The sequence below is a fragment of the Dyella thiooxydans genome (genome assembly GCF_001641285.1).
GTDB classification, from domain to species: Bacteria; Pseudomonadota; Gammaproteobacteria; order Xanthomonadales; family Rhodanobacteraceae; genus Dyella_A; species Dyella_A thiooxydans.
This window is the reverse complement of sequence record NZ_CP014841.1, coordinates 4,015,183-4,040,060: the sequence shown is the minus strand read 5'-3', so window position 1 is coordinate 4,040,060 and position 24,878 is coordinate 4,015,183. Positions and strand designations below refer to the sequence as shown.

Sequence of the window (24,878 nt, the reverse complement as noted above, 5' to 3'; positions counted from 1 at the left end):
CACTTCTCACTCCTAGTTACTCACTCCTCGCCCCTATGCCCCGCGCCGACTTCTACCTGATCGACAAGCCGCGCTTCCGCGAGCAGCCGCTGTTGCTGGTGTGCGAGCTGGCCAAGCGCGCGTACGCGGCACAGCAGCCGGCGCTGGTGCTGTGCCGGGACTTCGAACAGGCCGAGGTGCTGGACGAGCTGCTGTGGGATTTCGACGAGGACGCCTTCATCCCGCACCAGCTCGCCGGTGACGACGACGACGCGCAGACCGCGGTGCTGCTGGTGCCGCCGGGTATCGAGACACCGGACCGCCCGCTGCTGATCAACCTGCGCGAACAGCGTCCGGAAGGGCGCTACGAGCGCGTGCTGGAAGTGGTGGCTGCCGACCCGGCCGAACGCGAGGGATCGCGGCGGCGCTGGCGCGAGTACGCCGGCCTGGGCTTCACCGTCAACAAGTTCGACATGTAAACGGCCGGCCGCCTCAGGCGGTCGGCTGGTCGGCCCGTCCCACGCGCAGGGCCACCGCCGTCAGGGTGTCCTCGATGGCCCGCGCCAGCTGGGCGCCGGACACCGGCTTGCGCACGAATCCGTCCATGCCCGCCGCGCGCGTGCGTGTCTCGTCGCCGGCCACCGAGCGTGCAGTGATCGCCACGATCGGAAGATAGGTGCCGACCGGCTCGCGCTGGCGCACCAGCCGGGCCACCTGGAAGCCGTCGACGCCGGGCAGGTCCAGGTCGAGCAGCATCAGGTCGAAGCTGGCCGTGCTCAGCTCGGCCAGTGCGGCGAGACCGTGCGCCACGCCGGTCACGCGGTGACCCTGCGCTTCGAGCAGGCCACGGATCACCGACGCGACGATCGCATCGTCCTCCACCAGCAATACCCGGCAGGACGGCCGGCCGCCGGCGTCGACCACCGGCATCGCCGGCTCCGGCAGTTCATCCTCGGGCAACGGCAGCGGCAGCCGCACGCTGAACACGCTGCCGATGGTCAGCCGCGACTCGAGATCGATGGCGCCGCCCATCAGGGTGACCAGTTCGCGACAGATCGCCAGGCCCAGCCCGCTGCCGGCACGGCGCAGCGGCCCCTCGGCCTGCTCGAAGCGCTGGAACAGCCGCGACTGGCTGGCTTCTGGGATGCCCGGCCCGGTATCGCGCACGCTGAATTCCACGCCGCCGGGCAGCGGTCGCGCGGCCAGCGTGACGCGCCCGCGCTCGGTGAACTTCACCGCGTTGCCGGTGAGGTTGAGCAGGATCTGCTTGATCCGCATCGCATCGCCCACCAGGCGACCCGGCAAACCCGCCGCCGCCTCCAGGGTGAAGCCGATACCCTTGCCGCGCGCCTGCGCCGCGGTCATGCGGGCCACGTCCTGCAGCAGCTCGTAGGGGTCGAACGGCGCCAGCTCCAGCTCCAGTCGCCCGGCCTCGATGCGCGCCAGGTCCAGCGCGTCGTTGAGCAGCTTCAGCAACATCGCGCCCGAGCGCTGCATGGCCTGGGCGTACTCGCTCTGCTCCGGCCGCAACGGCGTGGACAGCAGCAGCTCGGCCATGCCCATCACCCCGGTCATCGGCGTGCGGATCTCGTGGCTCAGCGTGGCGAGGAAGCGGGTCTTCGCCGCGCTGGCCTGCTCGGCCAGCTGGCGTTGCTGTTCGGAGAGGTCCAACCGATGGCGCTGGTCCACGCGACGCTGCCACAGCTTCAGCATCAGCATCGCCAGCAGCAGCAATCCGATCGCATAACCGAACCAGGCCCACCAGCGCTCCCACGGCGGAGCATCGACCTGGATGTCCAGCGGCGCGGACAGCTCGGTCCAGCGACCGTTCGCCCCGGCGCCCATCACGTCCAGCGTGTAGTTGCCCGGCTCCAGCGCGGCAAACTCGCGCTCGCCGCGGTTGCCCACGTCGACCCAGCTGCCATCCAGCCCGGACAGGCGGAAGCGGTAGTGATTGGCCGCCGGATCGATGTAGGAATAGAGCCGCGCGACCACGCCAAGTTCGCGGTCGTGCCAGCCCACGTGGAGCACACCCGACACTGGCAGGTCGACCAGGCGGCCGTTGCGGCGCACGTGCACCCCGGTGATCTCCAGCGGTGCGGCGCCGTCCTGCTCGGTGATGCGGTCGGGGTTGAATCCCACCACGCCGCCGAAGGTCGGCGCGTAGATGGTGCCGTCGGCCAGGCGGCTGTAGCCGCGGAAGAACTCGCCGTTGGCCAGCCCGTCCTGCAGGCCCATCTGGCGGAAGCGACCGGTATCGGGGTTGTAGCGCCACAGGCCGTCGCTGCCGAAGATCCACACGCGGCGATGCGCGTCGATGCGCAGGTCCACCACGTTGATCGAGGGCCAGCCCTGGTCGGCCAGCACGCGCCGGTCCAGCCGCAGGCCGTCGCGGGCCAGCTGGTAGTGCTCCAGCCCGTCGGGCCGGGCCAGCCAGAAGCCGTCGGGCGACGCGTCGAAGGCGTTCACCGCCTGGCTGTTGTCCACGCCGGGCACCGGCTCGAAGTGGTCGTGGCTGGCATCGAGGCGGTACAGGCCGCCGTCGCCCGCGTACCAGAACACGCCGAAGCGCAGGGTCATCTGGCTGCCCCAGCGCGCGCGCTCGTCGCCACCGACGATCGCCACCGGACTGACCGCCAGCGTCTTCGGATCGATGCGGAACAGGCCCTGGTTGAACGTGCGCACGTACAGGCGGCCGTCCGGCCCCGCCTCCACCTCCAGCGGATTCCTGAGGACGCGCTGCTCCGGATCGACCTGGTCGACGTGGCCGTCGCGATAGCGGTAGAACGAGCCCTTGGTGGCGATCCACAGGTTGTGATCGGCATCCTCGGTCATGCCGACCACGTCGCCACGCAGGCCGGAGATCACGTGCTGCACCCGTCCGGTGGACGGATCGAGCTTGTCCACCCGGCCGCCGCGCTCGCCGACCCACACCTGCTCGTCGCGTGCATGGGCCATCGCCGTGGCCATCGAGTCGCGCAGGCTGTCCGGATCGTCCGGAATGTGCGTGTAGCGGCTCATGCCGGACCAGCCCGGCGCCAGGTAGCCGACGCCGCCGTCGTACAGCGCGAACCACAGCCCACCCTCGCGATCGGGCAGGATCTTCCACACCCAGCTGCCCGGCAGGTTGCCGTACATCACCGGCCGGTCGATCACCGGCACCAGCGGCTGGTGCGGTGCCGGCTGCAGGAACAGCCCTTTCTGCGTGCCGATCCACAGGCGACCGGCGGCGTCGCGCGCACTGGTCATGATGTTGGTGTCGGGCAGGCCCGGCACGTCGAGCGGACGCGCCACGTCGTCGTCGCCGACGAAGAACAGGCCGTGGGTCGAGGAAATGCGGATCTCGTCGTCGTCGGCATCGCCCTCAATCGCCCAGGCATCGATCAGCAGCCCCGGATCCACGCCTTTGATGGCGCGGATGCGGCCGTCCGGATCGCGCCGGAACAAGCCGTTGGCGCTGCCGATCCACAACCGGTCGTGGCGATCCACGAACAGCGCGCCCACCGCCCCGAACCTGCCGGGATGGCCGTCGACCTCCGGCGGAAGGATGTGGTCGAAATGGCGTCCGTCAGCACGCATGCGGTCCAGCCCCGCCTCGGTGCCGACCCAGATCGTGCCGCCGGAGCACTCGGCGATGGTCCACACCTTGTCGATCGACAGGCTGGCCGGATCGGCCGGGTCGTGCCGCCAGTGCACGAAGCCGCCGGTGGCAGGGTCGTAGCGGTTGAGCCCCGCTTCCAGGCCGCTGGTCCACAATCGGCCGGCATGGTCCACCAGCAGCGCGCCCACCGTGTTGTCCGGCAACGAGGTCGGGTCGCCGGCGACGTGGTGGAACACCCGGAAGCCGACACCGTCGTACCGCGCCAGTCCGCCCTTGGTGCCGAACCACATCGCGCCGTCATGGTCCTGCACGACCGCGTACACGCTGCTGCTCGGCAGGCCCTCGGCGGTACCGAAACGCCGGAACTGCGGCGTGGGCAGCGCACCGCCCGCGTCGACCGATGTCTCCGGCGCGGCCGCGTACGCTGGCGCGACACCCCCACCGGCGAGCAGACCGATCGACATCAGCAACGACAAAAACATGCGATCCCCTTGCGCATCGGACGACCGGGCGCAACCGCGATCATGCCAAATTGCGCGCTCCCTTACCCGTCCCCCGCGGATCAGGCCGGCACGGCCGCGCTGGCCATCGCCGCTTCCATCGCCCGGGCCAGTTGGGCGCCGGACAGCGGCTTGCGCAGGAATCCGTCCATCCCGGCCTGCCGTGCGCGCAGCTCCTCGTCGCCGCCGGAACGGGCGGTGATCGCCACGATCGCCAGGTGCTCCGCGCCGCCCTCGCGCTGGCGGATCAGCCGTGCCAGCTGGAAGCCGTCGAGGCCGGGCAGATCCAGGTCCAGCAACAGCAGGTCGGGCCGGCCGCGCTCGAGCTCGGCCAGCGCGGACAGGCCGTTCGCGACATGCGCCACGGCATGCCCCTGCCGTTCCAGCAGTCCACGGATCACGGCGGCCACGGTGATGTCGTCTTCGACCAGCAGGACCTGCCACGCCGGGGACGGCAATGCCGTCGCCGTGAGCGCGGCCGCGGCCGGCACCAGCTCGGCCAGCGGCAGGCGCACGCGGAACGTGCTGCCCTGGCCCAGCCGCGACTCCAGCTCGATCGAGCCGCCCATCAGGGTCACCAGCTCGCGGCAGATCGCCAGGCCCAGCCCGCTGCCCGCCCGGCGCTGCGGCCCTTCGGCCTGCTCGAAGCGACCGAACAGGCGCGACTGGCTGGCCTCGGGAATCCCCGGACCGGTATCGCTGACGCTGAACATCACGCCATCGGGGATGCGCTGTCCGCACAGGGTGATGCTGCCGTGCTCGGTGAATTTCACCGCGTTGGTCGCCAGGTTCAGCAGGATCTGCTCGATGCGCAGCATGTCACCCATCAGCGACATCGGCAGGTCGGCGGCGATCTCCAGCCGGAAATCGATGCCCTTGGCACGCGCTTGTCCGTCGACCAGTCGCGCCACGTCGTCCAGCAGCTGGCGCGGCGCGAAAGGTGCCGGCTCGAGCTCGAAGCGGCCGGCCTCGATGCGGGCCAGATCCAGCGCGTCGTTGAGCAGCTTCAACAGCATTGCGCCGGAGCGTTGCATGGCCTGCGCGTACTCGCGCTGGCCCGGTTGCAGCGGCGTGGCCAGCAGCAGCTCCGCCATGCCGATCACCCCGGTCATCGGGGTGCGTATCTCGTGGCTCAGCGTGGCCAGGAACTGCGTCTTGGCCGCGTTCGCCTGCTCGGCCAGCAGTCGCTGCTGTTCGGCCATCTGCATACGGTGCCGCTGCGCCTCGCGCCGCCGCCACGCCAGTGCCAGCGCGGCCGCCGTAGCCACCGCGACGAGGGCGTAGCCGACCCAGGCCCACCATCGATCCCAGGGCGGTGCCTGCACATGGATCGCCAGCGGCACGGCGAGCTGGCCCCACGGCCCGTCCGGCCCGGCGGCCATCACCTGCAGGGTGTAGTCGCCCGGACGCAGGCCGGCGAATTCGCGCTCGCCGTGCGCGCCAACATCCACCCAGTCGTGGTCGAGCCCGACCAGCCGGAAGCGATAGCGGTTACCCGCCGGATTCACGAACGAAGCGACCCGCGCCTGCACGCGCAGGTCGCGGTCGCGCCAACCCAGGTCGAGCTGCCGCAGGCCCTCGCCGGAAAGCGTCCGCGTATTCCGGCCACGCACGCTGATCGCCGCCAGCGATAACGGCGGCGCCTGCGTCGGCACGCTGCGGCTGTCCAGTTGCTCCGGATCGAAGCCGACCACACCGCCGTGCGTGGGCGCGTACACGGGCCCGCCCGCCACCGGCTGTGCGACGCCGCCGAGGAACTCGCTGTTCATCAGGCCGTCCTCGGCGCCGAGGCGATGCAACCGGGTCGCGCCGGGCTCCAGTCGCCACAGGCCGGTCTCGGTGAAGATCCACAGCGCGCCCCTGGCGTCCTCGTACACGTCGCGCACCACCGGCGCCCGCCAGCCGTTCGATGCATCGACCACGCGATCGCGGGTGGCGTGGTGATCGTCCCAGCGGTAATGCTCGAGCCGGTCCTGCCGGATCACCCAGAAGCCGGCCGCGTCGAACGACAGGCCCTGCACATCCTCGCCGCGTGGCACACCGGGCACGAAAGCCATCCGGCCCAGCGCCGCATCCCAGCGCATCACGCCCTCGTGGTTGGCGTACCAGAGCGCGCCGTCGGCCAGGCCCAGCGCGGCCGGGCGCAGGTCCGGCTGGTCCGCGTCCGGCGGCATCGGCACCGGCGTGATCGCCTGCGTCCGCGTGTCGATGCGCACGATCGCCGCGCCGGACACCGTGGCATACAGCACGCCCGGGCCGCCGCTGACGAGGATCTCCGGCCGCTTCAGCCAGTGCCGCTGCGGGTCCACGAATGTCGAATGGCCGTCTGCATAACGCTTGAGCACGCCGCGCAGGGTGAACCACAGCGCACCGTCCTGTTCGACCATCGCGACCGGATCGGTCTTCAGGTCCGACAGCACGTGTTCGACCTTGCCGGTGACCGGGTCGAGCCGGTCGATGCGGCCGGGTTCGCCGATCCACAGGGTGCCGTCGGCCGCCGGCGCCACGCCCGAGGCCAGGCTGTCGCTGAGGCTGTCCGGGTCATCCGGCACGTGGGTGAAACGCGCGAAGTTCTGCCAGTTCGGCGGCAGGTAGGCCACGCCACCGTCGTAGAAGGTCAGCCACACGCCGCCCTCGCGATCGGCCAGCACGCGCCAGGTCCACTCACCCGGCAGCCCGCCGACCAGCAGCGGCTGGCGATGGAACGCGTGCAGCCCGCTGCGCGGATCGTCCAGCACCACGCCGTGCAGGGTCGCCATCCACAGGCGGCCGGCGCGGTCGCGCGTGCTGGCGAACACGTAGTTCGGCGCCATCTGCGCCGCGGTGTAGGCCGGCTGCGCCACGCCGTCGATGATCCGGTACAGGCCGAACTTGGTGCCGATGCGCAGGTCGGCGCCGCTGCCCTCGATGCGCCAGATCTGGTTCGGCTTGTCGCTGGGGTTGCGCACCGGCACGCGCACGACGTGCCCGTCCGGCGTGCGCTTCAGCAGCACGCCGGACCAGGTGCCGATCCACAGCGTGCCGTCCGCTTCCGCGCGCAGCGCGCCGACCACGGTGTCGCGGGTGTCCGGCTTGCCGCCGAAGGCCGCCAGGTACGGCACGTGGGCGAGCGTGCGGCCATCGGCGGACAGGTGGTCGAGTCCCGCCGCGGTACCGATCCACAGGCTGCGGTCCGGCGCCAGCGCGAGGGAGTAGACGATGTCGTCGGAAAGGCTGTCCGCGCGCCCGGCTTCGTGACGCCAGTGGCGCACCCGACCGGTGGCCGGATCGAGCCGGTCCACGCCGGCATCGCCGGTGCCGATCCACACCGTGCCGTCTCCCGCGTCCACCAGCTGGGTGACATCCTGGCTGCCCAGCGAAGCCGGATCGTCCGGCTCGTGCACCCAGGTGGTGAAGCCGACACCGTCATAGCGGCTCACACCGCCCGAGCCGCCGAACCACATCATGCCCTCGCGGTCCTGCATCACCGCGTTCACCGCCGCTCCCGGCAAGCCGTCGGCGATGCCGTAGCGACGGAACTGTGGCGTAGCCAGCGGCGGAGCCGCCGGGCGGGCAGTGGCTGGCGCGCTTCCCGCGGTCGCGGCCAGGGCGAACATCCATCCGAACAACAACGACACCATGAGCTTCCCCTGCTGTCGCGCGGTGCCTCCCGGCCCCCTCCCGGCAGCGCGGCGGAACCGCGCACCATCACCGGCGCAGGACCCGGATGATGCCAAAAAACGCCGATGCCCACCTCAGAGCAGGGCGCGCACCGGTGGTTCCGCCGCCGCTGCGCCTAGAATCGGGGTCATGTCACGCCGCCTGCGCCTGCTGCTGTCCGCCCTCGCCGTCGCCGCCCTCCTATGGCTGCTGTTCGGCGCCGCCGAACGCGCGCTGGCGCTGGCCCAGCGCTTTCTCGCCCTGCCGACCTGGCTGCAATGGACGCTGGGCGCGGTGCTGGTGTGCTTCGCCCTGCTCGGCGCCGGCGTGCTGTGGTGGCTGCTGCGCCCGCCGCGCAAGCGCCGGCCGGTGGCCGCGCCGGACCGCGCCAGTCTGGAGCAGCGCATCGTCACGCTGGACGAGCGCGGCGCCGACACCGGTGCGTTGCGCGCCGAGCTGGGCGAGCTGGACCGCCGCCGCGCCAGCGGGCGCGTCTACGTGGCGCTGTTCGGCGAGATCTCCACCGGCAAGTCCAGCCTGCTGCGCGCGCTGGCGCCGCACGCCGACGCCACCAGCGACGTGCGCGGTGGGACCACGCGCCAGGTGCAGCACGTCGACGGCACGCTGTCGGACGGCCGCGCCCTGGTGCTGGCCGACGTGCCCGGCAGCCGCGAAGCCGGCGGCGAGGCGCACGAGGCACTGGCCCGCGCCGAGGCGCTGCGTGCGCATGCGGTGATCTACCTCTGCGCCGGCGATCTCACCCGCAGCCAGGCCGAGGAGGTGCGCTGGCTGGCGCACTTCGGCAAGCCGCTGGTGCTGGCTCTGAACAAGGCCGACCAATGGCCGGCGGACGATCTGCAGCAGCTGCTCGCCCGCCTGCGCCGCACCGCCGACGGCGCCGCCGCGGCGGTGGTGGCGATCAGCGCCGGCGGTCGCGAACGCTTCGTGCGCACGCTGGCCGATGGCGGTAGCGAGCAGGTGGAACGCGCCCGCGCTCCGGCCATCGCACCCCTGCTCGATGCACTCGCGCGCCTCACCGCGCCGGGTGCGGAGGCGCTGGAAGGCGACCGCGCCAACGCCGTGCTGGCCGAGCTGCACCAGCGCACCGGCACGCTGGAGGCGAGCACCCGCGCCGAGGCCGCCGAGCGCATCGTCAAGCGCTACGCCCGCCGCGCCGTGGTCGGCGCGATGGCAGCGGTGGCGCCCGGCAGCGACCTGCTGATCCAGGGTGCGCTGGCCACCGCGATGACCCGCGAGCTGGCGCAGCTGTACGAGGTACGCGTCAGCGAGGTGCAGATCGACGACTTCGTGCGCCAGGCCAGGCTCACCGTGCGCACCGGCAGCTCGATCGTGCTGGCGATCGCCGGCAACGCGCTGAAGGCCTTCCCCGGCCTGGGCACGCTGGGCGGCGGCGTGCTGCACGCCTTCGCCTACGCGCTGATCTTCGATGCGATGGGGCGTGCGCTGGCCGGCTCGCTGGCCGAGCGCCACGCGCTGGACCAGCACGACGCCGGCGAGCGGCTGAAGTCGATGCTGGCCGATGCCAGCAGCAGCCGGCTGCAACGCATGGCTACCCTCACCCTGGAAGCCTGGCGCGAGCGCGACCGGGATCGGGACACGGTCGACTGACGTATCCATCCACGGAACCAACGTCGCCCGCAGGGAGACAAACTGTTCCCGCCAGCGTGCTGGCACCGTCATCCGACTTCATCCAGACTCGTGTCATGTCATTGCGCCTGACCGCTCCGACCCTGCTCGCCGGCCTCGCCCTGGCGGTCGCCACCCCGGCCTATGCCGGCGCCGACAGCTACCGCTTCGACACCGTGCACAGCCAGGTGCTGTTCAACATCACCCACGACGGCTACTCGCGGCCGTGGGGCCGCTTCCACATCGCCCGCGGCTGGCTGCGCTTCGACCCGGACCACTGGGAACAGTCGTCCACCGCGCTGGACATCGATCTGGACAGCCTCGACATGGGCGACGCCGACTGGAACAAGGCGGTGCTCAAGCCGTCCCTGCTCGACGCCGCCGGCCAGCGCTACGCGCACTTCGTCAGCACCTCGGTCGAGCGCACCGACGACAGCCACGGCGTGATCCACGGCCAGCTCACCCTGCGCGGCATCACCCGGCCCGTGGACGTGCCATTCCAGTTCAACCGGCTCGCCCGCACCATCTACGGCCTGCACACCGTGGCCGGCTTTTCCGCCACCGCCACGCTGGACCGCCGCGACTTCGGCATCACCGCCTTCAAGAACTCCATCGGCGACCAGGTGCTGGTGCGACTGGAGATCGAGGCGATCCGCGACGACGGCGCCGCCCCCGCTTCCTCCACCTCTTCCAAGGACATGCCATGAGCCTGCGCAGTACCGACCGCCAATGGGGCAGCGTCGCCAAGTTCTTCCACTGGATCATGGCGCTGGCGATCCTGGTCAACGGCGTGTGGGGCCTGCTGATGAGCGACATGACGCCCTCGATGACGAAGATCAGCGTGTACGCCTGGCACAAGTCGATCGGTCTCACCGTGCTGGCGCTGTTCCTTCTGCGGCTGGTGTGGCGCGCATTCGACCGCCGCCCGCAGGACGAACCCGGTCCGCACTGGCAGCAGCTGGCCGCGCACGCGGTGCACGGCGTGCTGTACCTGATGATCGTGGCGTTGCCGCTCACCGGCTGGTGGTTCAACTCGCTGCGCGGCTTCCCGCTGCAGTTCTTCAAGCTGTTCAACCTGCCGGCCATCGCCGCCAAGAACGAAGACCTCGCCAAGGTCGCGCACGAAGCGCACGAGCTCTTGTTCTGGGCGCTGCTGCTGGTGCTGGTGGCGCACGTCGGTGCGGCCATCAAGCACCACGTGTTCGACAACGACAACGTGCTGCGCCGGATGCTGCCGTTCGGCCGTCCGCGCAATTGAATCCCCGCAAGGAGCCTCCCCCATGAAACGTCTCGCCCTGATTGCCCTCGCCCTGGCCCTGCCGGGTCTGGCCGCCGCCACCGACTACACCGTGCAGCCCACCGGCAGCACGCTGGCCTTCCACGGCACCTTCCAGGGCGCCGGCTTCGACGGCCATTTCGGAAAGTTCGACGCGGCCATCGCCTACGACCCGGCCCATCTCGACACGTCGAAGTTCGACGTCAGCGTCGACCTCGCCAGCGCCAGGACCGGCGACAGCGACCGCGACGGCGCCCTGCCCGGCAACGACTTCTTCGACGTCGCCAAGTTTCCCAAGGCGCACTTCGTCACCACCGCATTCCATCAGAACGGCGGCACGGTCACCGCCGACGGCAACCTCACCCTGCACGGCGTGACCAAGCCGGTGAGCCTGACCGTCGACTTCAAACCGACCACCGCCGGCGCCACGCTGGACGTGAAGGGCACGCTCAAGCGGCTGGACTTCGGCGTGGGTGGCGGCGACTACGCCGATACCTCGGTGATCGCCAACGACGTGACGGTGACCGCGCACCTGAACCTCGTCGCCAAGTAAGCCCGGCACGATGGCAGGCGGCGGCTGGTGGCAACGCCTGCGCGACCGGTTCACGCCGGTCCGGGCGGATGCGCCGCCCCGCCGTCCCGACGGCGATGCGCCCACCCGCGTCGCCGACAGCCTGCGCCACCTGCTGGACGATCCGCAGATCCCGTCCAGCGTGCGCGAGGCGATGGCGGCCGACTTTGCCCGCGTCGAGGCGATGCTCAGACGGCTGGAGCACGGCGAGCTGCACGTCGCCGTATTCGGCCGCGTCTCCGCCGGCAAGTCGGCGCTGGGTAATGCGTTGCTCGGCCGCGAAGCCTTCGCGGTCGGCGTACTCCACGGCACCACCACCGAGGCGACGCAGGCGCCGCTGGACGAGGCCGCCGCCGATGGCCTGGTGCTGGTCGACACGCCCGGCATCAACGAACTGGACGGCGAAACGCGTGAACGGCTCGCCTTCGAAGTGGCCGAGATCAGCGACCTGGTGGTGTTCGTCTGCGACGGCGACCTCACCCGCGACGAACTCGACGCCCTGTGCACCCTCGCCGCCACCCAGCGTCCGCTGCTGCTGGCGCTGAACAAGGCCGACCGCTACGGCGAAAGCGAACGCGCCGACCTGCTCGAGCACCTGCGCGGCAAAGTCGTCGGCCTGGTCGCGCCGGACGACGTGCTCGCCGTCGCCGCACGCCCCTCGCCCCGGCGTGTGGTCGACGAACACGGCGAACGCCTGGAACCGCTGCCACCGCAGGTCGCCGCCCTGCGCGAACGCTTGCGCGCCATCGCCGAACGCGAAGGCCGCACGCTCACCGCGCTCAACGCCGGCCTGCACGCCAGCCGCCTCACCGACCAGGTCAGCGCGCGCATCGCCGAAACCCGCCGGAGCGTCGCCGCCCAGCTCATCCGCAACTACGCCCTGGCCAAGGGCCTGGCTGTCGCACTCAACCCGGTGCCGGTGGCCGACCTGCTCGCCGCCGCCGGACTCGATGCCGCGATGGTGGTGCAGCTCTCCCGCGTCTACGGCCTGCCGCTGACCCGCGCCGAATCCGGCCGCCTGGTCGCGACTATCTCCGCGCAGCTGATCGCCCTGATGGGCGCGATCTGGGGCATGCAACTGGTCGCCTCCGCGCTCAAGGGCGTCAGCGCCGGCCTCTCCGTCCTCGTCACCGCCGCCGCCCAGGGCGCCATGGGCTACTACGCCACCGTGCTGATCGGCCGCGCCGCCGAACGCTACCTCGTCGCCGGCAAATCCTGGGGGGCGCTGGGCGCCAAGCGCGCCGTCGCGGACGTAGTGGAAAGCTTGGACCGGGATTCGATATTACGGGAGGCGCGGGAGGAGATTTTGCGTAGGTTGAGGGAAAGGAAGGCTTGAGCCGCATTCATCAGGGGTGTGGAGTGACTGATATCGACCTTGCATTCCACTGATCGATGCAACTGTCTGTTGATCTCGATCTCGCTCCGCTGGCGTCTCGTAGCCCGACGTCTTCTTGGGTCGTTCGTTCAACGGTCGGGCACCGGCATCCAGCTTGGCTTGTGAGACACCTGACAGGGATCCATTGAGTCCACCGTCGAAAGCAAACCTTACCCTGACCATTCGGCTAGCGCGTCAGCTGAGGAATAACCGACGAAATCTAGCCCCCGAGCAGCATCGGGACAGTCGTAGGCGAACGAAAAAACAGTTCATCCTTTGGGTTGCAGGGAGGCAACTCCCCACTTCAGCCGCGGACCGCTTACGTCGCCCAAGAAATTCATGCTATTTTCAAAAAGCAGGGCAGGCCATCTACTTCAAAGGACGAAATGATGAGCAAAAGCACAGCAATCTTCTCTGTATCATGTGTTCTGTTCGCAGTTGGCATGGCGGCCAGTAGCACTGCTTCAGCCAACCTCCCTGGTGGTGGCATCGGCTGCAAAATCGAATACCGGCAGTGCATCGCTTCTGGAATAAGCCCGACCGAATGCAGCGCGGCCTTCCAGGAATGCATCAGCTTGCCTTCCCCACCGAACAATCTGACGGCCCTGGTGCCGTTCAAGCGCACACCTTCTTCAAGGTAACCTAGTTGGTCGAGTTTGGAGCGGGAGCATGTGATATCTCATGCTCCCGCTTTTTTATCAGGCCCTCGTCACCGTGATATGGATCTACAACCAAAACCCAGACAGAGTGCATTTCCAGGAGCACTTTCTGGTCGGAATGAGGCCCCACTGACGCATCTCTGGCTCATCACGTCGACTTACCAAATTGCTGCACACTCTCCTTCATCAGTGCTGATCGGAAGACAGGGTCAAGGCCAATTAAATTCGACCGCCGTCACTCGGGCCAAATTCGCTTACCTAGCCCATCTGAAGTGGATCAGAAGGTATTCGCGGGGGAGCCAATGCATGCACGGATAGCAGTTCCTCGAGACACGGCGGCTATCGCCTCATGCCTGGCGGAGCTTGGATACGACACAGCTGAGGAGCTGGTGGTCGAACGTTTGCGGGATTTCTCCACCAGCACCGACGACCGGGTATTCGTCGCCGAAGATGGTGGCGGCCGGGTGCTCGGCGTGGCCAGCGCTCACCGCCTGCCGCTCTTCCACGTCAGCGGTTACCTCATTCGCATCACCGCACTCGCCGTCTGCAAGGCCGCGCAGGGAACCGGCGTCGGCCGGATGCTGGTGCAGGCTGTCGAGGCATGGGCGTGGGGTGCCGGGGCGATTCGCATCGAGGTCACCAGTGGCGATCATCGGCCAGCAGCGCATGCGTTCTACCAGGCGGTCGGGTACGCCGTCGACGAGCGCCGCTTCGTCAAGGGTTCGCCCGTCCGAGGAGGCGAAGGCCGCTGATTCGGCCTTGGACGGCCGCTCGCGATCGAATAGAGGGTCCAAGGTCACCTGCCCGAATCCACTCCGAACGAGTACCGATACGCCAGCGCGGCAAAGGGCATTGCGCCATGCGGCTAGACTGGACGGCACGCCACCGGAACCCGTGGCGTGGGCGCCCAGCATTGGCAGAAGGGATGAGGCATGCAGTATCAGATCTTGCGGGTCAACGCGACGAAGTTCCTCGGGACCGATGTGGAACAGGCCGCCAGGGACCTGACCGAACAGGTCAACCGCGCCATGCGCGAGGGATGGCGGCCGCAGGGAGGCCTGGCCGTGGAGGGATTCAAGGGCGGCGCGCATCACTACCTTTTCCAGGCGATGGTCAAGGACTGACCCGGCAGCAGCCCGACCCGTCGCGCGACTCGAATCCAGCCCCATGAAAGGGTCCAGAGTCGATATCGCACCTTTTCGCTCACGCGCACGTGCGCTCCGAGTCACGCATTTCTGGCCCCGATTTTCGGCGTTGTCGTCGAAGCATCACCTTCAAGGATGGGATCTCCATGCTCACGGTTACCCGCACCCAGATCCGCACGACCTGCGTAGCGCTCGGCATGCTTTGCGCAGCGACCATGCTGTCGATATGGGCTGAACAACACGGCTACCTCGGCTCCGTCGCACACCGTGCCGGCAGCTGGAACTATCAGGGTTTGCTCGTTCCCGTGTGGCTGCTGGAGATCGTCGCGCTGGCTCAGCTTGCCCTGCTGACGCTTGGCATCGTGGGCACGTTCATGCTCAGGACCTGGGGGCGACACCTCCTGGCTGTCGCATTGTTGCTGGCATTACTTGCTGCCCCACTACGCGGCGAGGCCGTGTTCGGGCCATTGAGTCTGTTCGTCGGTGGCCTGACTGGCTTTGTCCACATGTGGTTGTTGACGGTGATCTACTGGTCACCGGCAAGCATGCTGTTCGTTGGCAAGGCTCCTGCGGTGGTCGGCTAGATCCCTCGACTTCGATGAATGCTTCGCCAAGGCAGGCGTCAGGGTGCGCTCCTGGGCGTCGCTTCCGGGCCAGGGGCAGGCGCGGCGGTTGATGCCTCCGATGCGGGCGGCAAGCCGCCGGAGCGTTTCATCCACCCCATCCGCCACTGCCCGTGGTCCAGCGTCCACAGCTGGACGAACCGCCCACCCGGTGCGGCACAGGGGCGGTCGTCGATGGCGCAGAAACGCTGCACCCCGCTGACCAGCGCGCTGTCGTCGCCCACCGCACGCACCGACAGACTGCCGGGCACCACCTCCCGACGCAGGCGTCCGCAGATGCGGTCGCGCGCCTCGGTGAGCGGGTCGATGCGGTGGCCGTCGGGCGTCGCGACGCGGGTGCCGGCGAATACGCTGGCGCGCAGCGCGTGCAGGTTGCAGGTGTCGTAGGCACGGGTCAGTGCGGCTTCACGCGCGGCGAGGGTCTGGCGTAGCCAGGCCTCGTCAGTCCGATGGCCCGGCGAGGCGGGTGAGGCGAAGGCAGCGGAGGCGACCAGGCTGATGGCCGCGGCGACGATGGCACGGTGCAGAACGGTGCGGTTTTCCATGGCATGGCTCCTGCTGTGGGGGAGTGGCCGGGCAAAGCGCTGCCCTGGCGGTCGTCGGGGGACGGCCGCGGAGGTGCATGAACGGGTGGAGGGCGGTCGAGGCCGGGCGTGGGGAGCGCCCGGCTTGCGACAGTTGAACGCAGTGGATCAGCGGTGGCGGAACGCTCTCGCCAGCGTGCCGTCGGGGTCGACCACCAAGGCGATGGTTTCCGTACCGTGGGCATGCTTCACCGAGTACACGTCGTCGCCGTACTGGTTGACGCCGGTGAAGGTGTACGAGAGCACCGGGCCGAGTTCGGCGAGGTACTGTTCGCGCGAGGTGCGCTGCTTCTGACGGATCCTCGCCAGGTCCTTGCTCATGCCGGCGCCGTCGAAGGGATCGCGCAGCAGGAGCTGCAGCGCCTTCAAACTACCCGGGTATGGCTGCTCGTCGCGGATACGTTTGGCCAATGCGGCGTCGATCCGCCCTGCCTCGCTGGCATCGATGCGCTGCGTGTCCAGCACGGTTTCGCCATGCATCTCGAGAACCATGCGCTGGGCGTGCCCGCTGGCGTCCATGACGAAATGCGCGATCGCAGGTTTTCCCTGGACCGCGAAGCGGTCGGCGCCCAGCGGCACCGCATAGAACGGCCTGGGTGCCGCCATCTGCGCACTGATCGCGATGACCAGGCCGTTGCCGGAGCGGGTGACCGCGACCCTGGAGATCGCGCCGATCTTGTAGAAGCCGACGTAGCGATCCAGCACGGTCGGCGGCAGCGTGACCGCGTCCTTCACCTCCGGTGCTGCGCCGCCCGGCGGCGTCACCTGCGCCGCGAACACGGTCATGCCAAACGAGGCACACACCAGCACCAGCGCCGATACGCCGGCCCATTTGTTTCGCTTGGTCAGCATGAGCTTGATCCTCTGTTCCAGGAAGGAGCCGGATTCCGACATGGCCGGGACCAGGCCGATCCGGGAGGACTGGCACTGCCCCACCTGCAGCAGCGTTTCGCAGTACGCGACGGGGTCGCGGCCGCCGCGCAGCACGCGGGCATCGCAGTCCACTTCGATCGCGCGGCGCAGCCGGCGGAACTGCCACCACAGCAGCGGATTCCAGGGCATCAGCGCGAGCAGCGTCACGGCCAGCGCAATGAGACGTGGATCGCCGGCTTCGAGGTGCGAACGCTCGTGGGCCAGCACGTCGCGTTGCTGTTGCTCCGACGCCTGCAGCAACCACCCCGGCACCACGATGCGCGGCTGCCACAGGCCGGCCACGGCGGGGCCAGCATCCGCCGCCACCAGCACGCGTTCGCCGCACATCGTGGCTTCGCGCCAACCGCGCTTGCGCCGTTGCAGCAGCGCCGCACCGACCAGCAGCGCACACAGCGCCAGCAACGAGAGGACGAGCCAACCGGTCCGCAGCCACATCGCTACGGGATCGGGTGCGCCATATGGCTGTGAGCCATCCAGCGGCATCAGCAGGGCCGGCATCGGAATGGAGGTGACATCACGCAGCACGACCGGCGGCGGCATGGCGCCGGACTGCAGCATGCCGGGCAGGCGCAGCGTCACCGAAGAGATCAGCGCCGGCAGCGCCAACGATCCGAGCATCGCCGCAAGCCAAACCCTGCGGGTGGCCTTGCGGCGCACCCGCGCCGCGCGTTCGGCGGTGAATGCGGCCGCGCTCAGCGCCAATGCCACCAGCGTGGCGTAGATCATCCAGGCGATCATTCCGGCTTCTCCTTGTCCACGTGTTCGGCCAGCAGCTGACGCATACGCGCAAGCTGGTCGGCGCTGAGCTTCTGCTCGGAGACGAGGTGCGAGAACAGCAGCTCGGTGGAGCCCTTGAACAGTTTCTGGGTGAGGTGCTGCACCGCGTTCTTGCGCGCCGCCTGCTGTTTCACGGTGGCGAAGAAGCGATGGCCGCGGCCGGCTTCCTCGTGGCCCACGTAGCCCTTGGCCTCCAGCGTGCGCAGCACGGTCAGCACGGTGGTGTACGCCAACGGGTCGGCCAGGTGCTCGCGCACCTCGGCCACGGTCGATGCGCCGCGATCCCACAGCGCCTGCATCACGTCGGCCTCGCGGTCGGTGAGAGAGATCTTCATGACGTCCACCCGCCCTCATCTACTAGAGTTGTAGTAGATACTAGGCCGGCTAGTCCGTTTGTCAACTATGTTTATAGTAGATGGGCGTCACTGGAGCGTCGCGGGCGCCCTTGCGAACGCGCGGGAGCGGTGCCGTTGCCCGAGGAAGCGGCGGCCGGCGCATCGCTGGCGGAGCAGCTGACAAGCATGGATGGCGCCCTCATGGATGGCGACTGGCCATGCAGAAGATTACGGCGCCGTCGGCCGCAAACGCCCATGGATGAAGGCATCCACCCCGTCTACCATCGACCGGGTGGTGAAGGCACCGGAGGTCGACGCCCCCACCTCACCGACGCAACGCCCCGTTTTCCCATCCGAGTCCATGGAGCCATTCGATGCCCAAGGGGTACCTTGATCCGCCCTTGTTCGAAATCAGCAAGTCGACGCAGAAAGTCTCGCTGACCAAGACCCCCTACTTCTACAACGACAACGGCAAGCCCTGTTACCGGGCCAGGCCGCCGAAGGGCGTCACGCCGCTGGAGGTTGCTGCGACCAACCCGCAGATGGCGATGGGCCATGAGCACATCGTCTCGCAGGTGATCGGGGTGAAGCCCAACGCGCCCTATGGCGTGGAAACCCAGCTGCGTTTCGTGGCCGAGAAGGTGAGCTACCAGCCGCTGTGGGCCACCCGCGACGTTGCCGCGGCGTTCGGCATCACCCTGGTCGAGAAGGGCCAGGCGGTGCGCATGAGCTGCCCGGTCGAACAGCTCGACCAGGTGGAATACGAGTACGGCGTGTTCGCCGGGCACTGGTCGCCCTACCAGAACACCGGCAACCGGCTGCTGTCGGTGGTCTGCACCGACCTGGAACACCACGATTTCCCGCACGTGTTCGCCTCCACCGACCCGCACTTCCCGCTGGTGATCTCGGTGGGACGCTACTGGCCGAAACTCGGCAGGATCCGCCTGGCCGACCTGTGGGTGCCGCAGGGCTCCGCGCTGTACATCCCGCCGAAGCCGGCCCTGCCCGACCCCGAGTGCATCGACCTGCACAACAACCGCAACTCGGCGCGGGCCTGCTGGGGCGACATCGAGCACGGCGGCATCCAGACCCACACCCTGCTGCAGCTCAAGCACGGCTACTTCTACTGGTACTGGAACGCCGTGGACACGAGCCACGGCCGCCCGATCTGAGAGGCGGGGCGCGGATATCGCGCCCCGGCCATGCATGCGAACGCGCGGACCCGCAACGCGGTCCGCGCCATGCCTGACGACGTGAACGAGGCCGGAGACCGCTTCGGCTCCATGGGCGGCACGCGCCCGATCGGGTCATGGGGGCCGCGGTGTCCGCGCGATCGCCGGACACGCGCCACCCGCCACCGCTCAGTTCACGTGATCGAACTCCGGCATCGGCGCGAACAGCTCGCCGTGTTTCCAGGCCTGCGCGCCGGGGCGCTGGTAGACCACCTGCCCACCCACGACGGTGTACAGCACGCGCGTGCGCAGGATCTGGTCGGCAGGCATGGTCAGCAGGTTGCCGGAGAACACGGCCAGGTCGGCCCGCTTGCCGGGGCTGAGCGAGCCCAGCTCGTGCTCCTCGAACATCGCGTACGCGTTGTTCCAGGTGTAGGAACGCAGGGCTTCGATGCGCGTCTTCGCCTGGGCGGGGAAGAACGCGGTGCCGTTGCCTTCGCGACGGGTCACGGCGCAGTAGAAACCGGCGATCGGGTTGGTGTCCTCCACCGGGGTGTCGCTGCCGTCCAGCACGATGGCGCCGCTGTCGATCAGCGAGTGCCACACGTAGGCGCCCTCGCGTGCGCGCTGCTCGCCCAGGTGCTGCACCACGAACGGCGCATCGGAGCAGGCGTGGATGGACTGCATCGAGGCGATCACGCCGAGCTGCGCGAAGCGCGGGATGTCGGCCGGATCCAGGTGCTGCGCATGCTCGATGCGCCAGCGCAGCGCGTGCGCCGACGGATCCTTCGTGAAGATGTCCTGGAAGGTGTCCAGCACCTCGCGGTTGGCGCGGTCGCCGATGGCGTGCACGGAGAGCTGGAAGCCGTCGCGCGCGGCGATCTCGGCGATCTGGCGGATCTCCGCCATCGAGGTGACGTTCTTGCCGGTGATGCCGGGATCGTCGTTGTAGGGCTTGAGGAACCACGCGCTGTGCGTGCCCAGCGCGCCGTCGGAGAGGATCTCGCCGATGCCTCGCACGGTGAAGTGGCCATCGGCGGCATCGATGCTGCGGTAGCTGGCCAGCTTCGCGTCGAGCGCCGCCACCGGCTCCTCGGCGATGTTCACGTACAGCCGCAGCGGAATGCCCCTGGCCGCCTGCTGCTTGAGCCAGTCCACCGTGGCGAAGTCCTCGCCCATGTCGACGAAGCTGGTGATGCCCTTGCTGACCTCGTTCTGCATGGCGAGCTTCAGCGCGTGCTCGCGCCGCGCGGCCTGCACCGCCGGCGGCAGCGATTCGACGTGGTGCCGGTAGGCGGCATAGACCGGTGCATCGGCGGTATCGCGCAGCATGCCGATGGCGTCGCCCTGCGCATCGCGCACGATGGTGCCGCCGGCCGGGTCCGGCGTGTCGTGGCCGATGCCGGCCAGCTTCAGCGCCGCGCCATTGGCGAACACGGCGTGGCCGCTGACGTGTTCCAGCAGCACCGGGTTGTCCGGCGACACCGCGTCCAGGCTGGCGCGCAGCGGCAGGCCGTCGACGTTCGGCTGCGGCGCATGCGTCCACTTGCTCTGCTGCCAGCCCGAGCCGACGATCCACTGCCCCGGCTTCGCCTTGGCCACGGCGGCCTTCACCATCGCCACGATGCCGTCCCAGTCCGGCGCCTTGCCCAGGTCGAGCTCGGTGAGCACCGTGCCGGTGCCGAGCAGGTGGCCGTGACCCTCGATGAAGCCGGGCGTGACGAAGGCGCCGTGCAGGTCCAGCACCCGGGTATGCGGACCGATGTAGTGCGCGATGGCCGCGTCGCTGCCCACTGCGGCGATGCGGCCGCCGCGGACCGCCAGCGCTTGCGCTTCCGGCTGCAGCGGGTCGAGCGTGGCGATGGTGGCGTCGCGCAACACCAGGTCGGCGGCCGGCAGCGCGGGCGGGAAGCCGTGAATGGCCGTGTCGGCGGCCGCCGCCGCCGTGGATGCCAGCAGCAGGGCGGGAAGGCAAAGACGAAGTGCGCGCATGTGTGGCTCCCCCTATGGATCGCGCGAAGCGAACGATGCAGCCTAGGCAGGCGCCCCGGGCAGGGTCAACGGGTGTGCCGTGCACGCGCCGCCGCCGTGCGGACGGGACGGCGCACGGCGACGCCCCGGGCGGGCTATGCTCTGCCGTCCCCGCTCACCTTCCCCGCCATGCACCAGGCCTCGCTCCTCTCGCTCGCCATCCGCAGCTACGGCCGGGACGGAGCGGTCGACACGCACGCATTCGCGCAGCTGGTGCTGCCGCTGGGCGGCTCTATGGAGGTGGACGTGGAAGGCCACGGCGCGTGGCTGGACCGGACGCGGGCGGCGTTCGTCGCGCCGACGGCGCGGCATGCGCAGTCCAGCGGTACCGCGAACCGGTTCCTGGTGGTCGACGTGGATGCACGGGCGATTGGCGAACCGACGCTCGAACGGCTCGCCGCGCGGCGCTTCCTGCCGGTCGGGCCGGCCGCCGCGCATCTGATCGACTACATGGCGGCCAGCCTCGGCGACGACGGCCTGTCGCAGCGCACCGCGTTGTGGCTGCCGTTGCTGCTGGATGCGGTCGAGCGCGCTGCGCCGGGACCGGCCTCGCGACTGGCCGGCCTGCTGGCGACCCTGGCAGCACATCCGGAGCGCGACTGGACCGCCGCCGACATGGCCGCCCGCGTGGGGCTGAGCGTGAGCCGGCTGCACGCGGTGTTCCGCGAGGAACTCGACACCACGCCGCAGGCCTGGCTGGCCGAGCGCCGGATCGAGCGGGCGCAGCAGTGGCTGACCGACACGCCGCTGCCGCTGACGGAGATCGCACTGGACTGCGGGTACGCGGACCAGAGCGCGTTCACCCGCGCCTTCGGCCGGGCCACCGGGCTGGCTCCCGCGGCCTACCGGCGACGGGTACAGGCGTCCCGGCAAACCCGGGGCGAGCCCTGAACAAGACCCGGCGCCGACACTGCGCCACGCTGGCCACCATGAACCGACCTTCGCTTCCCACCTCCTCGCGCACGGCCGCCGGCATCGGCTACGGCATGGCCGCGGGTGCCATCTGGGGCCTGGTATTCCTCGCCCCCGCGCTGCTGCACGGCTTCACGCCGCTGGAACTGACCACCGGCCGCTATACCGCCTACGGCGTGCTCGCGCTGGCGCTGCTGGCGCCACGCTGGCGGGCGGCCACCGGCGCGCTCGGCCGGCGCGAATGGCTCGGACTGGCCGGACTGGGGCTGGTCGGCAACGTGGTGTATTTCGTGCTGCTGTCCAGCGCCGTGCAGCTCGGCGGCATCGCGATCACCTCGCTGGTGGTCGGTTTCCTGCCGGTCACGGTCACCGTGATCGGCAGCCGCGACCATGGTGCGGTGCCGCTGCGCCGGTTGCTGCCCTCGATCGCCCTGTGCATCGCCGGCGCGGTCTGCATCGGCTGGCAGGCGCTGCTGCCCAGCGGCTATGCGACGGGTACCCGCGCCCTGCTCGGCCTGCTGTGCGCCACCGGCGCGCTGGCCGCGTGGACCTGGTACGCGGTGTCGAACAGCCGCTGGCTGGCGCACCTGCACGACGTTTCCGCCCACGACTGGAGCCTGCTCACCGGCGTGGTGACCGGTGCGCTGGCGCTCGCCCTGGTGCCGTTTGCCCTGCTCGGCGACACGGCACACCATCTTTCCGGCGACTGGCTGCGCTTCGGTGGCGTGTCGGCGGCCCTGGCGCTGCTCGCCTCGATCACCGGCAACGCCCTGTGGAACCGCATGAGCCGGCTGCTGCCGCTCACCCTGGTCGGCCAGATGATCCTGTTCGAGACGCTGTTCGCGCTGATCTACGGCTTCGTCTGGGAGCACCGGCTGCCGACCACGCTCGAGGCGCTGGCCTTCGTGCTGCTGGTGGCCGGGGTGATCACCTGCGTGCTGGCGCACGGCGCGGCGGTGGATCCGATCGGCGCGGAAAGCTGATGCCGGATCGTCGGCGGCGAACCTAACGGGCCGTCGACGCGGATGGCGCCGGTCCGGACGCCGGACGTGCCTCGTCATGCATCGACGCGCGGAAGAAACCCACCGCGATCATGAGCAGCAGCGCGATGACGAAGACGATCCAAGCCAGGCGGCGCGGCTGTTTCATGACATCGGTGGCCCGAGGGAGGAAGGCCCGAGTCTGCGCGCCGGCATGTTGGATGGGTGTCGATGCGGACTGAAGGGATGACGCCAGCACACCGGTCAAGATGCGCGGTGTGGCCGCACCGCCGCTAACGCGCCGGCCGGCCGAGAAAGCGACGCACCGCCGCCGCATCGAACGGCCAGTCCAGCTCGCGCCCGTCGCGGGTGTCGTGCAGCACCGGCAGGCGGGTGCCGTAGCGCGCCTCCAGCTCCGGACTGTCGTCCACCCAGGCGCTGTCGAAATCCGGCGCGCGCGCCTCGGCCATCACCGCCAGCGCCATGTCGCACAGGTGGCAGTAGTCGCGCTGGTAGAGGATCAGGTGGCTCATCAACACACGCGGGCGTACAGACGCCGGTCCGGCAGGAGCGCCTAGAATAGCGGTCCTTCCCCACTCTCCCGCAGCGTATTCATGGCCGTCAGCGTGTTCGACCTCTTCAAGATCGGTATCGGTCCCTCGTCCTCGCACACCGTCGGGCCGATGCGCGCGGCGGCGCGCTTCTGCGAGCGCTGGCTGGAGGAGAAGGGCGTGCTCGACCGGGTGGCCCGCGTGCGCGCCGAGCTGTTCGGCTCGCTGGCGATGACCGGCCGCGGCCACGGCACCGACAAGGCCGTGCTGCTGGGCCTGGAAGGCGCGCACCCGGACACGGTGGACCCGGACGCGATTCCCGACACGCTGGCGCGGATCCGCAAGACCCATCGCATCCGCCTGCTCGGCCGGCACGAGATCGTGTTCGACGAGAAGGCCGACCTGGTCTTCAACAAGCGCCAGAAGCTGCCGTTCCACACCAACGGCATGCGCTTCTCGGCTTACGACGAGCAGGGCAACGAGCTGGCCACGCGCGACTACTACTCGGTCGGCGGCGGCTTCGTGGTGAACCACGACGAGGCGGCGGAAGACCGCATCGTCGCCGACACCACCGAACAGCCCTACCCGTTTTCCAGCGGCGACGAGCTGCTGCGGCTGTGCGAGCAGCATGGCCTGACCATCGCCCAGCTGATGCTCGCCAACGAGAGCGTGTGGCGGCCGGAAGCGGAGACCCGCGCCGGCCTGCTGACCATCTGGCAGGCGATGCAGGACTGCGTGACCCGCGGGCTGCGCTCGCCCGGCGTGCTGCCCGGCGGCCTGAAGGTGGGGCGTCGCGCGCCGGCGATGGCCGAGGACCTGCGCCGCCAGCCGGAAGCCTCGCTGAAGGACCCGCTGACCATCCTGGACTGGGTCAACCTGTATGCGCTGGCGGTGAACGAGGAGAACGCCGCCGGCGGCCGCGTGGTGACCGCGCCGACCAACGGTGCGGCCGGCATCGTGCCGGCGGTGCTGCACTACTACCACCGCTTCTGTCCGAAGTCGGACGAGCACGGGGTGGTCGAGTTCCTGCTCACCGCAGCGGCGATCGGCATCCTCTACAAGGAAAACGCCTCGATCTCCGGCGCCGAGGTCGGCTGCCAGGGCGAGGTGGGCGTGGCCTGCTCGATGGCCGCCGGCGGCCTCGCCGCCGCGCTGGGCGGCAGCATCCACCAGGTGGAGAACGCCGCCGAGATCGGCATGGAGCACAACCTCGGCCTGACCTGCGACCCGATCGGCGGGCTGGTGCAGATCCCCTGCATCGAGCGCAACGCGATGGGCTCGGTGAAGGCGATCAACGCCAGCCGCATGGCGCTGAAGAGCGACGGCAAGCACCGCGTATCGCTGGACAAGGTGATCGCCACCATGCGCGCGACCGGCCGCGACATGAAGGACAAGTACAAGGAGACCTCGCGCGGTGGTCTCGCGGTCAACGTGATCGAGTGCTGAGCGCGAGCCTGCGCTCCCATCTCCCCGTTCGCCGGTTCACGGCTCACCCTCGAAACCCACGGCATGCGCTTCAACGCATGCCGCGGACTTCTCGACCTCGCGCGGCGGCCTCGCGGTGAACGTGATCGAGTGCTGACGGCGC

The 24,878-nt window shown here is 69.5% G+C and carries 22 protein-coding genes and 1 pseudogene; 13 read left to right on the top strand and 10 right to left on the bottom strand.

What is annotated here, in order from left to right:
• Positions 1-35 precede the first annotated feature (35 nt).
• Positions 36-458 (top strand): DNA polymerase III subunit chi, encoded by a 423-nt coding sequence (locus tag ATSB10_RS18045; protein ID WP_063674099.1) that lies wholly within the window; start codon positions 36-38, stop codon positions 456-458.
• Between the two features lie 13 nt (positions 459-471).
• On the opposite strand, the gene ATSB10_RS18040 is transcribed toward ATSB10_RS18045, so the two are convergent.
• Positions 472-4,062 (bottom strand): hybrid sensor histidine kinase/response regulator, encoded by a 3,591-nt coding sequence (locus ATSB10_RS18040; protein WP_063674098.1) that lies wholly within the window; start codon positions 4,060-4,062, stop codon positions 472-474.
• Positions 4,063-4,142: 80 nt separating this feature from the next.
• Positions 4,143-7,700 carry a hybrid sensor histidine kinase/response regulator gene (locus tag ATSB10_RS18035; protein ID WP_063674097.1) on the bottom strand — a complete coding sequence of 1,186 codons (3,558 nt, stop codon included), beginning with the start codon at positions 7,698-7,700 and terminating at the stop codon, positions 4,143-4,145.
• Positions 7,701-7,869: 169 nt separating this feature from the next.
• On the opposite strand from ATSB10_RS18035, the gene ATSB10_RS18030 reads away from it, so the two are divergent.
• The 5 genes from ATSB10_RS18030 (at position 7,870) to ATSB10_RS18010 (ending at position 12,549) form a co-directional block, all read left to right on the top strand.
• Entirely contained in the window at positions 7,870-9,348 is a 1,479-nt protein-coding gene (locus ATSB10_RS18030) for a GTPase domain-containing protein (RefSeq protein ID WP_063674096.1), read from the top strand.
• Between the two features lie 95 nt (positions 9,349-9,443).
• On the top strand, positions 9,444-10,073 hold the full coding sequence (locus tag ATSB10_RS18025; protein ID WP_063674095.1) for a YceI family protein: 630 nt from the start codon (positions 9,444-9,446) through the stop codon (positions 10,071-10,073).
• Positions 10,070-10,624 (top strand): cytochrome b, encoded by a 555-nt coding sequence (locus ATSB10_RS18020; RefSeq protein WP_063674094.1) that lies wholly within the window; start codon positions 10,070-10,072, stop codon positions 10,622-10,624. The genes ATSB10_RS18025 and ATSB10_RS18020 overlap by 4 nt, the downstream gene beginning before the upstream one ends.
• 22 nt (positions 10,625-10,646) lie before the next feature.
• A complete protein-coding gene (locus ATSB10_RS18015) occupies positions 10,647-11,195 on the top strand; it encodes a YceI family protein (protein WP_063674093.1) in 549 nt (182 codons plus the stop codon).
• Positions 11,196-11,205: 10 nt separating this feature from the next.
• Positions 11,206-12,549 carry a GTP-binding protein gene (locus tag ATSB10_RS18010; RefSeq protein WP_063674092.1) on the top strand — a complete coding sequence of 448 codons (1,344 nt, stop codon included), beginning with the start codon at positions 11,206-11,208 and terminating at the stop codon, positions 12,547-12,549.
• 54 nt (positions 12,550-12,603) lie between these two features.
• Here the strand turns inward: ATSB10_RS18010 and ATSB10_RS19520 are convergent.
• Together ATSB10_RS19520 and ATSB10_RS19515 are read right to left on the bottom strand one after the other, a co-directional pair.
• Positions 12,604-12,726, bottom strand: a pseudogene (locus tag ATSB10_RS19520) (IS30 family transposase); the annotation flags it as partial.
• A gap of 199 nt (positions 12,727-12,925) precedes the next feature.
• Positions 12,926-13,207 carry a hypothetical protein gene (locus ATSB10_RS19515; protein ID WP_157469357.1) on the bottom strand — a complete coding sequence of 94 codons (282 nt, stop codon included), beginning with the start codon at positions 13,205-13,207 and terminating at the stop codon, positions 12,926-12,928.
• A 429-nt stretch (positions 13,208-13,636) separates the two neighbouring features.
• Between ATSB10_RS19515 and ATSB10_RS18005 the strand changes: the two genes are divergently transcribed.
• The 3 genes from ATSB10_RS18005 to ATSB10_RS17995 all read left to right on the top strand — a co-directional run bounded on the left by ATSB10_RS18005 (position 13,637) and on the right by ATSB10_RS17995 (position 14,976).
• On the top strand, positions 13,637-13,999 hold the full coding sequence (locus tag ATSB10_RS18005) for a GNAT family N-acetyltransferase (protein ID WP_205631073.1): 363 nt from the start codon (positions 13,637-13,639) through the stop codon (positions 13,997-13,999).
• A gap of 180 nt (positions 14,000-14,179) precedes the next feature.
• Positions 14,180-14,371 (top strand): DUF1737 domain-containing protein, encoded by a 192-nt coding sequence (locus tag ATSB10_RS18000; protein ID WP_063674090.1) that lies wholly within the window; start codon positions 14,180-14,182, stop codon positions 14,369-14,371.
• Between the two features lie 167 nt (positions 14,372-14,538).
• Entirely contained in the window at positions 14,539-14,976 is a 438-nt protein-coding gene (locus tag ATSB10_RS17995) for a hypothetical protein (RefSeq protein WP_063674089.1), read from the top strand.
• Positions 14,977-15,014: 38 nt separating this feature from the next.
• Here ATSB10_RS17995 and ATSB10_RS17990 read toward each other — a convergent pair whose 3' ends face one another.
• From ATSB10_RS17990 to ATSB10_RS17980, 3 genes are all read right to left on the bottom strand, one after another.
• Positions 15,015-15,560 carry a nuclear transport factor 2 family protein gene (locus ATSB10_RS17990; protein WP_063674088.1) on the bottom strand — a complete coding sequence of 182 codons (546 nt, stop codon included), beginning with the start codon at positions 15,558-15,560 and terminating at the stop codon, positions 15,015-15,017.
• A gap of 147 nt (positions 15,561-15,707) precedes the next feature.
• Complete coding sequence (locus ATSB10_RS17985; RefSeq protein WP_063674087.1) at positions 15,708-17,270, bottom strand: M56 family metallopeptidase; 1,563 nt, start codon at positions 17,268-17,270, stop codon at positions 15,708-15,710.
• Complete coding sequence (locus ATSB10_RS17980; RefSeq protein WP_063674569.1) at positions 17,267-17,644, bottom strand: BlaI/MecI/CopY family transcriptional regulator; 378 nt, start codon at positions 17,642-17,644, stop codon at positions 17,267-17,269. Before ATSB10_RS17980 ends, ATSB10_RS17985 begins: the two co-directional genes overlap by 4 nt.
• A gap of 374 nt (positions 17,645-18,018) precedes the next feature.
• Between ATSB10_RS17980 and ATSB10_RS17975 the strand changes: the two genes are divergently transcribed.
• Positions 18,019-18,816, top strand: a complete 798-nt coding sequence (locus tag ATSB10_RS17975) for a hypothetical protein (RefSeq protein ID WP_063674086.1) — start codon at positions 18,019-18,021, stop codon at positions 18,814-18,816.
• Positions 18,817-19,005: 189 nt separating this feature from the next.
• Here ATSB10_RS17975 and ATSB10_RS17970 read toward each other — a convergent pair whose 3' ends face one another.
• Positions 19,006-20,808, bottom strand: a complete 1,803-nt coding sequence (locus tag ATSB10_RS17970; protein ID WP_063674085.1) for an amidohydrolase — start codon at positions 20,806-20,808, stop codon at positions 19,006-19,008.
• Positions 20,809-20,976: 168 nt separating this feature from the next.
• Between ATSB10_RS17970 and ATSB10_RS17965 the strand changes: the two genes are divergently transcribed.
• Both ATSB10_RS17965 and ATSB10_RS17960 read left to right on the top strand, forming a co-directional pair.
• Entirely contained in the window at positions 20,977-21,738 is a 762-nt protein-coding gene (locus ATSB10_RS17965) for a helix-turn-helix transcriptional regulator (RefSeq protein WP_063674084.1), read from the top strand.
• Positions 21,739-21,776: 38 nt separating this feature from the next.
• Positions 21,777-22,742: a DMT family transporter gene (locus tag ATSB10_RS17960; RefSeq protein ID WP_063674083.1), complete on the top strand. Its 966-nt coding sequence runs from the start codon at positions 21,777-21,779 to the stop codon at positions 22,740-22,742.
• Between the two features lie 22 nt (positions 22,743-22,764).
• On the opposite strand, the gene ATSB10_RS19510 is transcribed toward ATSB10_RS17960, so the two are convergent.
• Entirely contained in the window at positions 22,765-22,908 is a 144-nt protein-coding gene (locus ATSB10_RS19510; RefSeq protein ID WP_157469355.1) for a hypothetical protein, read from the bottom strand.
• A gap of 124 nt (positions 22,909-23,032) precedes the next feature.
• Positions 23,033-23,272 carry a glutaredoxin family protein gene (locus ATSB10_RS17955; protein WP_063674082.1) on the bottom strand — a complete coding sequence of 80 codons (240 nt, stop codon included), beginning with the start codon at positions 23,270-23,272 and terminating at the stop codon, positions 23,033-23,035.
• 81 nt (positions 23,273-23,353) lie between these two features.
• Here ATSB10_RS17955 and ATSB10_RS17950 point away from each other — a divergent pair, with 81 nt between their 5' ends.
• Positions 23,354-24,736: an L-serine ammonia-lyase gene (locus ATSB10_RS17950; protein WP_063674081.1), complete on the top strand. Its 1,383-nt coding sequence runs from the start codon at positions 23,354-23,356 to the stop codon at positions 24,734-24,736.
• Positions 24,737-24,878 lie beyond the last annotated feature (142 nt).